Below are 12532 nucleotides of genomic sequence, written 5' to 3'. Positions count from 1 at the left end.
TCATATCAACCAACGGCTATGTTTACCATCTTCAATACGTGACTTTTTGGTTTAGTGACGTAAACTAAACTGAAGTTAGCGATGACGCTGGCGTTAATCGCACAACGTTGGACAATGCTTCTAGCAGAAGTGTGTGACATAAGGAAATAATATGCCAAAAAAGCTATCAGTACTTTGCCGAGTTGAACCTGGTTGTCTCGGGCCAGATGGCCGCGAACATATTGAAGCTTTTTGTACCTTAGCACAGCAGGCCATGAAGCATTTTGCTGTTGATTTAGTGACGTGGACCTTAGTGCCTCGTTACGATAAAACCATGCCAGAAATGGAATACACGGTTGATCATAAAAATTTGTCACGTTCTCAAGTTTCCCAATACTTCAATACATTAGGTCAAGATCTCGATACATTTGAGGAGGTCTTTAACGATAAGCTCACCGCATTTATCAATTTATATTTAGCCAGAAAGTCATAGCGACAAGGTCTAATCGTTCTCAGCATTTCTTCAGTCGCAGACCCTGTCTATATGATAGGGTACAAGGATTTTTCAATGTCTTATTCAGCACCTCAACCCGATGATGTATCAACCTTGATACCACTATTACAGCAACAATTTGGCTTTGCAGGATTTAGACAGGGTCAAGGTGAGGTTATCTCTCAGCTATTAGCTGGCCAGTCGAGCCTGGCGATTTTTCCTACTGGCTCAGGAAAATCGCTCTGCTATCAATTTACCGCGCTACAACTTCCCCATTTAACCTTAGTGGTTTCGCCATTGTTGGCTTTGATTAAAGATCAATTAAGTTTTTTACAACAGAAGGGCATTAAAGCGGCGAGTATTGATTCGACCTTAACACCAGAAATGACTCAACAGGTGATGCGTGAGGCTCGCTCAGGCGAGTTAAAATTGCTAATGGTTTCGGTGGAGCGATTTAAAAATGAGCGATTTAGGCAATTTATTCAATCAATTCCGATCTCTATGCTAGTTGTTGATGAAGCACACTGTATCTCAGAATGGGGACATAATTTTCGCCCCGATTATTTAAAACTCCCCGATTATCGCCGTGAATTAGCGATTCCATTGGTGCTGTTACTCACGGCCACTGCAACACGTAAAGTAAAGCTTGATATGGCGGCGCGTTTTGATATTAAGCCACAACACATTGTTCAAACAGGCTTTTATCGTGCTAACCTCGACTTGACAGTACTACCTGTAGCAAGTCAACACAAGCTGGCGGCACTACAACAGCAGTTACAACATGTTATCGGTGCAGGAATTGTCTATGTGACTTTGCAGCATACAGCAGAGGAGGTGGCCGCTGAACTTTGCCGTATGGGATTTGAAGCAAGCGCCTATCATGCTGGGTTTGAGGATGAGAAACGCCAGCAAATTCAGCAGGACTTTATGCAGGGCAATATCAACATCGTTGTTGCGACCATCGCCTTTGGAATGGGGATTGATAAAAGCAATATTCGTTTTGTGATCCACTATGACTTACCAAAATCTATTGAAAATTACTGCCAAGAAATTGGCCGCGCAGGGCGTGATGGACAACTTTCCCATTGCGTCACTTTAGCCAATTTGGATGGGATCAACACTGTCGAAAACTTTGTTTATGGCGATACGCCTGAACTGGCAAGTATTAAGGCTGTAATTAATAACATTCGCGAAGAAACCCACAATGGACGTTGGGAACTGCAACTTCATCAACTGTCAACTGTGAGTAATATTAGACAACTCCCTCTGAAAACGTTACTCGTGCAGCTTGAAATGCAAGGCATCATCAAACCACTTTATGCCTATTACGCCGATATTCGTTACCGTTTTATTGTGCCGCAAGAGCAATTTTTGCATCAGTTTTCACCCGAACGGCAGGCATTTTTAACTGATATTTTCGCCCACACCCAAATGAAGCGCATTTGGGGCAGTTTGGATTTTTCTTCACTGTATCAGGCTACGGGGGCTGAACGAACTCGAGTAATGGCTGCGTTAGAATATCTTGCGAGTCAGCAACTCATTGAATTAGAAACAAAGCAAGTCACCGATGTCTATCAAGTCGATGAACAAGGCTTAGTACAGGAAAACCGAGCAGAGCAGCTCTATCAATACTTTGCTGATAAAGAAGTAAAAGAAATTGCTCGCATTGCACAGTTAGTACGATTTTTTGAGCTAACGACTTGCTTAAATTACAATTTAGCTCGCTATTTTGACGATAATGCAGCACCCCAATCCTGTGGTCATTGCAGTGTTTGTCGTGGCCAAGTGGCTAAATTGACCTATTCTGAAGAGCTAATATGGCCTGATGATACGCAAATTTGTGCCGATTTAAACGAGTTAAAACTCGCAGCAGAAGCCAAAGGCTTAGCACCTTTGTCCTTAGATACCCAATGCCAGTTTTTAGCAGGCCTGACTCAACCCATTTTGACTCGTTTGCAAGCTCGCAAACTCCAAGGTTTCGGACGTTTGGAAAAATGTAGATACGCCGATATCAAGCAAAAGCTAGAAAAAGCGGGTACTTAAGGGGTTAATGATTGAAGGCATATATGCTATATGCCTTTCGTCATCAGATGCATTTAGCTGGTTTAGGCAATCCTGCGATTTTTGTCGCCTGTTTAGCCGGGCCAACGGGAAACAGCGTATAGAGGTATTTGGAATTGCCTTTATCTGGGCCTAAGGTTTGGCCAATGGCTTTAACTAACACCCTAATCGCAGGGCTGGTTTTATATTCCAGATAAAAATCCCGAACAAAATTGACCACTTCCCAGTGAGCACTGGTCAGTTCAATTTGTTCTTCATGAGCGAGCAGCGGCGCCATATCGGGCTGCCAGTCGGCGATATTCTTCAAATAGCCTTGATGGTCGCGTTCAATTTCGACGCCGTTAAATATAAGCGGATTTACCACGTGATCACCTTATCGTGCTGTAGAGCTTGAGTGACAAACTCGTTGTAATCAATTTGACTAATGTTATTAAGACGTTCCGTTAAGCCGCGGGCGATGACATCGTCTTTCAGCACCATCACCTTAAAGGGTGATAGCGCCATGGCCCATTGGCGCAGTAATAATGCATTTACGCCATCACTCGAGAGTAAAATCGCATCCTCTTTGCAAGCATAACGCAGGCAAAGTTTGAGGGCATGGTCTCGGCTGGGCGAGGTTTGAATATGATGTAAAATCATTAGAATACTAAGACCTCATCGACAGCTTTTAAGTGAGCTGAAATCGCTTCATCGTTTAAGATAGTCACCGGAATCGACAGCAAACCATGGCTTAAGCCGTAGTCACCTAAGGACTGTTTGCAGGCGAACACCGATTCGATGTCGTACAGCGGGAGCGCTTTTAGCGCCGCGAGGTAATCTTTACCACCGATAAGTTCGGGTTGTTGGTCTTTAAGCAGATGAAGCACGCCTTCATCGACAAACACTAAACTCACTTCTTGCTCAAAACTGGCACTTAACAGGGCAAAGTCTAAGGCTTCGCGGCCTTTAGTAGTGCCATGGGGCGCGCTTCGGAACAATATACAAATTTTTTTCATAACATTTCCGAAGCTTAAAAGCAGATCAAACGATCGGCTGATTCAATTCCCGTGACCAGTTCACCCAGTCCACCCATAATAAAAGAACGTTCCACATTCCAGTGGCTTAGCCCGTTTTCCTGCGCCTCTTGCTGCGAGACGATGCCGCGCCGTAATGCCGCTGAGACACAGTTCACTAACGAGACTTGATGCTCGGCCGCCAGTTGTTTCCAGCCTTTAACCACATCATATTCATCGGATGCGGGTAAGTTAAAGTCCGTGGAGTTATACACGCCATCCTGATAGAAAAACACGCAGACAATCTCATGTCCGCTTTGCAGGGAGGCTTGGGTGAAACGTAGGGCATTCACACTTGCCGACGTGCCATAGGCTGGCCCGTTTACTTGGATAATAAATTTGCTCATCATAAAAAAAATGGCCCTAAAAGTAGGGCCATTTTAGCGTAAGTTTCCCGAAAAGGGGATTAATCATCGTTACCAATGCCAAGCAAATGCAAAATGGCGATGAATAGGTTTAAAAAGTCCAGATACAAGGAGATAGTGGCGCGGATATAGTTAGTCTCGCCACCATTCACGATACGGCTAGTGTCGAACAGGATAAAGCCGGTCATTAACAGCGCAAGACCCGCGTTAATCGCCATAAAGGCCACACTGTTACCCACGAAAATGTTAATCAGTGCAGCGGCGATCACCACAATCAATCCGGCGAACAGGAAACCACGTAGGAAAGAGAAATCTTTCTTAGTAGTGACTGCATAGGCCGAGAGCGCAATAAAGATAACCGAGGTTAATCCTAAAGCTTGCATGATAAGCTCAGAGCCATTGGTCATGCCAGCGTAGTGGTTAAGCATGTAACCTAATGAGGCGCCTTCCATACCAGTGAAGGCAAATACCCAGAAGATGCCCGCAGCCGAGTCAGCTTTGCGTAGGGTAACAAACAACAGCACTAAACCACCGATAGATAAACCGAGTGACATCAGTGGGCTGATGTTGAGCGCCATCGCTAAGCCTGCACACAATGCAGAAAAGGCGAGGGTCATGGCCAGTAACAGATAAGTGTTTTTAAGAAGTTTATTCACTTCTAAGGTGGATGCACTCGTTGAGTACAGGGTTTGCTGAGTCATATCTTTCTCCATTAGCTTTTGAATCCAAACTGATCATTTTGATTTTTAACGGGCACGAGAGTTCCCATTAATCTCGCAAATCCAGTAATCCTGTTTGCATAGTAACTAAAACAGCGCTTGGCTTAAAGGATTCACGCCACAAATAACAAGTTGTAAAGGCTGATTTTTCTGTGTTGTCTGATGATTCAGCCGTATTTCGTTACAACAGTGCAACACAAAGACTTTAAAACAAGCTTAATCCTGTGATCATACGGCAATATTACGCCAGCCATTCACGGTGTAATTTATCGGTATCGCCTAAATAATCCAGCACCCAAGCCAGGGCGGGCGACATTTTGTCGGCATTCCAAGCCAGACAGCAGGGGCTGGTCAGCTTAGGATTTTCAAGCTGTTTTTCGACCAAGGCGCCAGCTTTGATAAAGACGCTGGCCAAATGAACTGGCATATAGCCAATGCCGAGGCCCTCTCTAAAACAGTTAATCGCGCGGATCCAATCCGGCACCACGAGTCTGCGCTGATTCTCCAATAACCAGGTCATGCGCTTAGGAATTTCCCGCGAAGTATCTTCCAAACAGATGGAGGGGAAGGGGCGTAATTCATCGTCGGTTAAAGGTCGGTCAATATTGGCTAAGGGATGGTTTTTACTCACCAAAAACGCCCATTGAATATCGCCCATGTCTTTATATTGGTATACGCCACCTACGGGAATGGCGGTGGTTGCACCAATGGCGATATCACTTCGACCGGTCGCAAGCGCCTCCCACACCCCGTTAAAGACCTCGATGCGGATGATAAGCTCAATATCATGGAAATGACGGTAAAAGTCGGCAATTAATACGCTAATTCTGTCGGCGCGGACTATGTTATCTAAGGCGATAGACAGTGTGGGTTGCCAACCATTTGCCACACGTTGAGTGCCACGTTTCATCTCATCCATTTGAGTCAGCAAGTTTCTGGCTTGCTTAACAAAATGCTCTCCCGCAGGGGTTAAGGTCACGCTGCGGTGGTGGCGCTCAAATAACACAACACCGAGTTCTTCTTCGATTTGCTTAACGGCATAACTGACCGCTGAAGGGACCTTGTGCAGTCGATTGGCTGCCGCTGTAAAACTCCCCACCCGGGCCACGATATCAATGAGTTCTAACGCTTGTTCCGAGAGCATAGCTGACATCCATTGTGATGAAAATAATTGATAGCATCTGTCAAAAATAAACGTTTCCAATCAAATTAACAAGTATTTAGACTGCACGCCTTAAGTCTTTTGACATGATTATTTTATGAAAACATCTAGTAATATCTTTGTAAATATGAAGTTTTTTATATTCTTATTCTATTTAGCCTTGTTAAGCATGTTAGGCTTTATTGCCACAGACATGTATTTACCTGCTTTCAAAGCAATTGAAAGTTCGTTCAATTCTTCACCTTCACAAGTGGCGATGTCGCTCACCTGTTTTCTGGCTGGTTTAGCCTTAGGGCAGCTGATTTATGGCCCTTTGGTCAGTAAACTCGGCAAACGTTATGCCCTGATCCTCGGCCTTGGCATTTTTGCCGCGTCCAGTGTTGCAATTGCCAATAGCGACTCGATACTGATGTTGAACATCGCTCGATTCTTCCAAGCCATTGGCGCCTGTAGTGCTGGCGTTATTTGGCAAGCGATTGTGGTCGAACAGTATGATGCCGAAAAAGCTCAGGGGATCTTCAGCAATATTATGCCGTTAGTGGCATTGTCACCCGCATTAGCACCAATCCTTGGCGCTTATATTCTGAACGATTTTGGATGGCGTGCAATCTTTATCTCATTGTGTGTGATTGCCTTTTTATTGGTGCTGATGACCTTATACTTCGTGCCGAGCCATGCAGCGCATCAGGATGCTAAGCCAAGCGCAGTTTCCTACAAGCAGATTTTGAAAAATACCCGTTATTTAGGCAACGTAGTGATTTTTGGTGCGTGTTCAGGTGCGTTCTTTGCCTACTTGACGGTATGGCCGATTGTGATGGAGCAGCATGGCTATCAAGCAACCGAGATTGGCCTTAGCTTTATTCCGCAAACCATCATGTTTATTGTGGGCGGATACGCGAGTAAGTTATTGATAAAACGTATTGGTGCCGACCGTACACTCAACGTATTACTGGCAATGTTTGGACTCTGTGTTATCTCAATTGTATTTTTCACCTTATTAATGAAGATGGAAACTATTTTCCCACTGCTGATTTCGTTCTCGATACTTGCAGCGGCGAACGGGGCGATTTATCCCATCGTCGTGAACAGCGCCTTGCAACAATTTACCCAAAATGCGGCTAAAGCGGCAGGATTACAGAACTTTTTGCAAATCACTATCGCCTTTGGCGCCTCAAGCTTAGTCGCGCTCTGGGCAAGCTCAGGAGAAGTTGCCATAGGTTGGGCCATTTTGAGCTGTTCATTAGTGGTGATCTTGGGTTACCTGTTAAAAACCGAACAAACATGGGCCGATTTTGCCAAACACTTTACTGCGCCGGATCCAGCTCGCCTTGGGATCAATGTGGATAAGAAGCAAAATCAAGCAGATTGAATGTAATACGAGCAGTTAGCGCAAAATTATCAGTTAGTGCTTTACAGTCAGTAAACTAACTTATATTATGCGCATCGTTCGGAGGGGTGGCAGAGTGGTTTAATGCACCGGTCTTGAAAACCGGCGTGGGTTTATAGCCCACCCAGGGTTCAAATCCCTGCTCCTCCGCCATATTCTACGGAAAAGCCATCAGCAATGATGGCTTTTTTGTTTTTGGAATTTCGGGAGTTGAACCCTAGGGTTCCTAATTCTAAGCGCAGCTCCTTGGCAATATTCCACAGATAAACCATTAGTAATGATAGCTTTTCTGTTTTGGAATTTCGGGAGTTGAACCCTAGGATTCCTCATGCTAATCGCAGCTCCTCCGCGAGATCCCACGGAAAATCCATCAACAATGATGGATTTTTTTATTTATGGAATTTGACGCGGCCTTTTTCTTTCGCAATAGATTTAATTTCCCATTAGCTAGGATTTTCAAATAGCAAAGCAGCTTAGGATAAGTAAGGCTAGGCTAAGTGAGCTTATGCCTGATAAGACTTAGCGCAAAAGCTTCATAGGCAGGAACCGTTTCATTCCCCACCCATGTACTGTAGATGCAGGCGGGTTCACTCAATATGAGTCCAAGAGCATTAACATAGTCGGCGCCGTTGACCACCAAGAACTGCTTTTTATAGGGCAACAACACCATCTGCGGTGATTGCTTTAAAAAAGCCTGCGCCTCATCAAAACCGCTGAACCAGTGATTGAGCAAGGTATCGCAGCGCCTGCTATGGAATAGGGAACCTAAGTCTTCACCGATTTGTGCTTGACCCGATAACACTCTTTGACAGTGATTAAAATCAGTAAAACCGAGCTCACGAGCCAATAGGCTTTGGCAATGCTTAAGCTGAATATCCTGTTGCGTAAAACCTTGCTTATTCATCAAGGTGGCGAATCTATCTAGCGCCATTGCATCACCAGCGTGGCAGGCTTTAAGACGCTTTTTAGCGAGGATTTTGACTTCGGTTAAGGCGCGTGGTGCTGGGGTAATTTGTTGTATCACAAACAATTCTCCTAAGTTTTATTGGCATCTCCGCTAAGCCAAACCTAATCAATTGTTGTGTCATACATGTGATGCGTACATCGAGATATGAGTCAGAGTGATGTCATCTTCTGCGGATAGGTGTCTCTGCAACCTGGCGCCATTATTCGACTTCTTACCGTTTGAGTCAAGCTAAGCGCAGCTTAGTTTTCCACACTCTTCCTCACCTAATCGTTACATGCTCAGCCTTAATGTTAAAAATTTTATCACCCAACAACTAAAATCATATTGTATTACTATTAACTCGTAGTAATATTGTAGTATGAAATGATATTCACTCTACCTGCGTAAACCGAATAGGACGCAGACAAAATGAATGGGGATGCAAATGTCGAATGTTTTAGGGGTTTACGCGTTAGGGCTTGATTACGGCTCTGATTCAGTACGCGCGTTATTGGTGGATACCCAAACGGGCGCAGAAGTAGCAACCAATGTGGTGTACTACCCACGTTGGAAGAAGGGGCTGTTTTGTGAGCCCGCGAAGAATCAATTTAGACAACATCCCCTCGATTACATCGAAAGTCTTATCGAGGTAGTGCAAGGATTATGGGCAAAAGCCCCCAGTGGCGCCGCGCAAAGAGTCTGCGGGTTGAGTGTTGATACCACAGGTTCAACTCCCATTGCCGTCGACGAAGCTGGCGTTGCCTTAGCCTTAAAACCAGAGTTTGCGAATAACCCCAATGCCATGTTTTTGCTTTGGAAAGATCACAGCGCCATCCTCGAAGCTCAGCAAATTACCGCCGCGGCAAATAATGCAAACGAAAATTACCTGAAATATGAAGGGGGAATTTACTCCTCCGAATGGTTTTGGGCGAAAGCGCTATTCGTACTGCGCCACGACACAGAAGTCAGACAAGCCGCCTATAGCTGGGTCGAGCACTGTGATTGGATCACCGCATTAATGACGGGCACCACACATCCAAAAGTCTTTAAAGCAGGGCGCTGCGCCGCTGGTCACAAAGTGATGTGGCATGAGTCATGGAATGGTTATCCGCCGAATGACTTTTTCGTTGGCATCGACCCTTTACTCGATGGTTTAAGAGACAAATTACCCCTTGAAACCTGCACATCCGACAAGGTTTGTGGTCAGTTAACCCCTGAGTGGGCACAACATTTAGGGCTATCGACCGAGGTTATCGTGTCTTTTGGCTCATTTGACTGCCACGCAGGCGCCGTTGGGGCCAATGTTAAGCCCGGCGTATTAACCAAGGTGATGGGCACCTCTACCTGCGATATCACGGTCGCCAGTTATGAAGATATTGGTGAGCGTTGTATCAAAGGGATTTGCGGTCAGGTCGATGGTTCCGTATTACCCGGCATGATTGGCCTTGAAGCGGGTCAGTCCGCCTTTGGCGATCTCTACGCTTGGTTTAGGGAACTCACCGCATGGCCGATGCAACAGCTCGACACTTCAGCGCTGTTTGATGACGACACCAGAGCCAAACTTATTCAGCAACTCGAGGCTGAAACCTTAACCGTGCTGGGCAATGCGGCCGCGAAACTCCCCGTTGGCGAGACGGGTATTGTCGCGCTGGATTGGATTAATGGACGTCGCACGCCCGATGCTGATCAATCCGTTGCCATGGCTATCACAGGCTTAACCATGGGCAGCCAAGCACCGCAAGTCTTCAAAGCCTTAGTGGAAGCCAGCGCCTATGGCGCACGGGCCATTATCGAGCGCTTCAAACAAGAAGGCGTTTGCATTGACCATGTGGTCACTATAGGTGGGATCTCGAAAAAATCCGACTTCATTATGCAAACCTGCGCCGATGTGTGGAATTGCAATATCGACGTACTCGAGAGCGAACAAAGCTGTGCCCTCGGCGCCGCCATTTATGCCGCAACCGCAGCCGGGGTTTATCCCGATGTGTTGAGTGCCCAAGCCGCAATGGCCTCAAGCGTTGCGAAAACCTATCAACCGAATCCTGAAAACGCACAGAAATATCAAGCGCTTTATCAAGCGTACTTAGCCCTTGGCCACTATGTTGATGGAGCAAAATAAGATGTCTTTTTTAGAGCTAAAACGCGAAGTCTACGAAGCCAACATGGAGCTTGAGAAACGCAAACTGGTGACTTACACCTTTGGCAACGTTTCACAAATTGACCGTCAACTGGGCGTGATTGGTATCAAGCCCAGCGGCGTGCCCTATGAAGATTTGAAGGTTGAAGACATTGTGATTGTTGACCTTGAGAATCAAATCGTCGAAGGGCGCATGCGTCCTTCATCCGATACCAAGACGCACACCTATTTGTATCGTCAGTGGCAGAGTATTGGTGGCATTACCCATACCCATTCAACCTATGCCACCGCGTGGGCGCAGGCGCAGATCGCGATTCCCTGCTTAGGCACGACACAGGCCGATTATGTGTACGGTGAAATTCCATGCACAGCAGTGATGCGCAATGATCAGATAAGCCGCGACTACGAAGAAGAAACCGGCGTGCAGATCCTCGATTGTTTTGCCGACCGAGATCCCAACGAGTCGCCCATGGTGATAGTGGCAGGCCACGCGCCGTTCACTTGGGGCGCGAATGCGGCTAAATCTGTGTACCACGCCGTGTTGCTCGAAGAAATCGCGCGGATGGCGTATCTCACCAAAACATTATCACCAGGTATAAATCAGTTAAAACAAGAGCTTATTGATAAGCATTATTTGCGTAAGCATGGAAAAGACGCTTATTACGGCCAAAGCAAGTAATTGCCAGTCGGGTCTCATTTCAAACTAGAGAGAGTAATATGAAAGCCTTCAAACAAAAACAAGTGTGGTTTATCACAGGGTCACAGGATTTATACGGCCCGAAGGTATTAGAACAAGTCGCTAAAAACAGTGAGCAAATTGTTCATGGCTTTAATGAATCTTCCGCCATTTCGATGGAAGTGGTGTACAAGCCAACCGTAAAATCCCCACGGGAAATTCATGCCGTATGCCAAGCGGCCAACAGCGATGAAAACTGTGTTGGCGTCATTCTGTGGATGCACACTTTCTCTCCCGCCAAGATGTGGATTGCTGGCCTGAATGAATTAAGCAAGCCATTCATGCATTTACATACCCAGTTCAATGCCGAGCTCCCTTGGAGCGAAATCAATATGAACTACATGAACACCCACCAAAGTGCCCACGGTTGCCGCGAATTTGGTTTTATCGGCACACGTATGCGTAAAGAGCGCAAAGTGGTTGTGGGTCACTGGCAATCCAGCGATGTACAGGCACAAATCGATGATTGGTGCCGCGCAGCGGCGGGTTGGCACGAGAGCCAAAACCTGCGTATCGCTCGCTTTGGCGACAACATGCGTCAAGTGGCCGTGACCGAAGGCGACAAAGTTGCCGCACAAATTCAATTCGGTTACGAAGTGCACGCCTATAGCTTAGGTGAACTTAATGAAGCGATTGCAGCTATTGCCGAAGGCGATGTAACCGCACAGCTCGATCGTTACGCCAGTGAATACCAAGTGGGTAACGAACTTTTTGGTGATGAATACCAATTAGACCGTTTAAGAAAAGAAGCCAAGATTGAACTCGGCTTAACCCAATTCTTAACCCAAGGTGGATTTGGTGCCTTTACCAACTGCTTCGAAAACCTGACTGGTATGACAGGATTACCGGGACTGGCTACCCAACGTCTGATGGCGAACGGTTTCGGTTACGGCGGCGAAGGTGACTGGAAAACGGCTGCCATGGTGCGCATTATGAAGGTGATGGGTCAAGGCCGTGCCGGTGGTACTTCATTTATGGAAGACTACACCTATAACTTTGGGGCGACTGACCAAGTTCTTGGCGCCCACATGTTAGAAGTCTGCCCATCGATTGCCGCGGCAAAACCGCGTTTAGAAGTTCACCGCCATACCATTGGTGTGCGTTGTGACGTGCCACGTCTGTTATTCACTGGTAAAGCGGGCCCAGCAATCAACGTATCGACTATCGATTTAGGCAACCGTTTCCGTATCATTCTCAATGAATTAGATACAGTGACGCCACCACAGGATCTGCCTAACTTACCAGTCGCGTCTGCGCTGTGGGAGCCTCGTCCGAATTTAGCCGTTGCCGCCGCAGCTTGGATCCACGCCGGTGGTGCTCACCACTCGGCCTATAGTCAAGCTATCACCACAGATCAGATTGTCGACTTTGCTGAAATGGCCGGTGCTGAACTGGTTATCATCGATGCCGACACTAAGATCCGCGAGTTTAAGAATGAACTTCGCCAAAATTCCGTTTATTACGGTTTAGCAAGAGGGTTATAATTCTTGCGCAG

Annotated in this window: 13 protein-coding genes and 1 tRNA gene; 7 read left to right on the top strand and 7 right to left on the bottom strand. The window is 46.4% G+C overall.

Annotated features, from left to right (window positions below):
• Positions 1-151 precede the first annotated feature (151 nt).
• Entirely contained in the window at positions 152-472 is a 321-nt protein-coding gene (locus CEQ32_RS04745; protein ID WP_037418945.1) for a hypothetical protein, read from the top strand.
• A 75-nt stretch (positions 473-547) separates the two neighbouring features.
• Positions 548-2515, top strand: coding sequence for an ATP-dependent DNA helicase RecQ (locus tag CEQ32_RS04740; RefSeq protein WP_088585592.1), 1968 nt, complete (start codon positions 548-550; stop codon positions 2513-2515).
• Positions 2516-2558: 43 nt separating this feature from the next.
• Here CEQ32_RS04740 and CEQ32_RS04735 read toward each other — a convergent pair whose 3' ends face one another.
• From CEQ32_RS04735 to punR, 6 genes are all read right to left on the bottom strand, one after another.
• On the bottom strand, positions 2559-2897 hold the full coding sequence (locus CEQ32_RS04735; RefSeq protein ID WP_069454968.1) for a TusE/DsrC/DsvC family sulfur relay protein: 339 nt from the start codon (positions 2895-2897) through the stop codon (positions 2559-2561).
• Positions 2891-3172: a sulfurtransferase complex subunit TusB gene (gene tusB, locus CEQ32_RS04730; RefSeq protein WP_088585591.1), complete on the bottom strand. Its 282-nt coding sequence runs from the start codon at positions 3170-3172 to the stop codon at positions 2891-2893. The genes CEQ32_RS04735 and tusB overlap by 7 nt, the downstream gene beginning before the upstream one ends.
• On the bottom strand, positions 3172-3528 hold the full coding sequence (gene tusC, locus CEQ32_RS04725) for a sulfurtransferase complex subunit TusC (RefSeq protein WP_011622737.1): 357 nt from the start codon (positions 3526-3528) through the stop codon (positions 3172-3174). Before tusC ends, tusB begins: the two co-directional genes overlap by 1 nt.
• 14 nt (positions 3529-3542) lie before the next feature.
• Positions 3543-3932, bottom strand: coding sequence for a sulfurtransferase complex subunit TusD (gene tusD, locus CEQ32_RS04720; RefSeq protein ID WP_047540451.1), 390 nt, complete (start codon positions 3930-3932; stop codon positions 3543-3545).
• Between the two features lie 59 nt (positions 3933-3991).
• Positions 3992-4651 carry a Bax inhibitor-1/YccA family protein gene (locus CEQ32_RS04715; RefSeq protein WP_037418955.1) on the bottom strand — a complete coding sequence of 220 codons (660 nt, stop codon included), beginning with the start codon at positions 4649-4651 and terminating at the stop codon, positions 3992-3994.
• Between the two features lie 259 nt (positions 4652-4910).
• Entirely contained in the window at positions 4911-5813 is a 903-nt protein-coding gene (punR, locus tag CEQ32_RS04710) for a DNA-binding transcriptional activator PunR (RefSeq protein WP_037418958.1), read from the bottom strand.
• 115 nt (positions 5814-5928) lie between these two features.
• Here punR and punC point away from each other — a divergent pair, with 115 nt between their 5' ends.
• Together punC and CEQ32_RS04700 are read left to right on the top strand one after the other, a co-directional pair.
• Positions 5929-7200 (top strand): purine nucleoside transporter PunC, encoded by a 1272-nt coding sequence (punC, locus tag CEQ32_RS04705; protein ID WP_037418960.1) that lies wholly within the window; start codon positions 5929-5931, stop codon positions 7198-7200.
• A gap of 80 nt (positions 7201-7280) precedes the next feature.
• A tRNA-Ser gene (locus CEQ32_RS04700) sits at positions 7281-7371 on the top strand.
• A gap of 340 nt (positions 7372-7711) precedes the next feature.
• Here CEQ32_RS04700 and CEQ32_RS04695 read toward each other — a convergent pair.
• On the bottom strand, positions 7712-8242 hold the full coding sequence (locus CEQ32_RS04695; protein ID WP_122040738.1) for a hypothetical protein: 531 nt from the start codon (positions 8240-8242) through the stop codon (positions 7712-7714).
• Between the two features lie 367 nt (positions 8243-8609).
• On the opposite strand from CEQ32_RS04695, the gene CEQ32_RS04690 reads away from it, so the two are divergent.
• Genes CEQ32_RS04690 through araA form a run of 3 tightly spaced genes read left to right on the top strand, consistent with a single transcriptional unit; the run spans position 8610 to position 12521 of the window.
• Entirely contained in the window at positions 8610-10283 is a 1674-nt protein-coding gene (locus CEQ32_RS04690) for a ribulokinase (RefSeq protein ID WP_088586944.1), read from the top strand.
• A 1-nt stretch (position 10284) separates the two neighbouring features.
• A complete protein-coding gene (locus CEQ32_RS04685) occupies positions 10285-10980 on the top strand; it encodes an L-ribulose-5-phosphate 4-epimerase (protein WP_037418966.1) in 696 nt (231 codons plus the stop codon).
• Between the two features lie 38 nt (positions 10981-11018).
• Complete coding sequence (gene araA / locus CEQ32_RS04680) at positions 11019-12521, top strand: L-arabinose isomerase (protein WP_047536289.1); 1503 nt, start codon at positions 11019-11021, stop codon at positions 12519-12521.
• Positions 12522-12532 lie beyond the last annotated feature (11 nt).

The sequence above is a fragment of the Shewanella sp. FDAARGOS_354 genome, from assembly GCF_002209245.2.
GTDB lineage: Bacteria > Pseudomonadota > Gammaproteobacteria > Enterobacterales > Shewanellaceae > Shewanella > Shewanella xiamenensis.
This window is presented reverse-complemented; position numbering and strand designations above follow the sequence as displayed.

Bases quoted from the DNA above. Each gene is read 5' to 3' on its own strand.
- tusB (WP_088585591.1), bottom strand. From the start codon at position 3,172: ATGATTTTACATCATATTCAAACCTCGCCCAGCCGAGACCATGCCCTC.
- CEQ32_RS04690 (WP_088586944.1), top strand. From the start codon at position 8,610: ATGTCGAATGTTTTAGGGGTTTACGCGTTAGGGCTTGATTACGGCTCT.
- punR (WP_037418958.1), bottom strand. From the start codon at position 5,813: ATGCTCTCGGAACAAGCGTTAGAACTCATTGATATCGTGGCCCGGGTG.
- tusC (WP_011622737.1), bottom strand. From the start codon at position 3,528: ATGAAAAAAATTTGTATATTGTTCCGAAGCGCGCCCCATGGCACTACT.
- tusD (WP_047540451.1), bottom strand. From the start codon at position 3,932: ATGAGCAAATTTATTATCCAAGTAAACGGGCCAGCCTATGGCACGTCG.
- CEQ32_RS04740 (WP_088585592.1), top strand. From the start codon at position 548: ATGTCTTATTCAGCACCTCAACCCGATGATGTATCAACCTTGATACCA.
- CEQ32_RS04745 (WP_037418945.1), top strand. From the start codon at position 152: ATGCCAAAAAAGCTATCAGTACTTTGCCGAGTTGAACCTGGTTGTCTC.
- CEQ32_RS04685 (WP_037418966.1), top strand. From the start codon at position 10,285: ATGTCTTTTTTAGAGCTAAAACGCGAAGTCTACGAAGCCAACATGGAG.
- araA (WP_047536289.1), top strand. From the start codon at position 11,019: ATGAAAGCCTTCAAACAAAAACAAGTGTGGTTTATCACAGGGTCACAG.
- punC (WP_037418960.1), top strand. From the start codon at position 5,929: ATGAAAACATCTAGTAATATCTTTGTAAATATGAAGTTTTTTATATTC.
- CEQ32_RS04715 (WP_037418955.1), bottom strand. From the start codon at position 4,651: ATGACTCAGCAAACCCTGTACTCAACGAGTGCATCCACCTTAGAAGTG.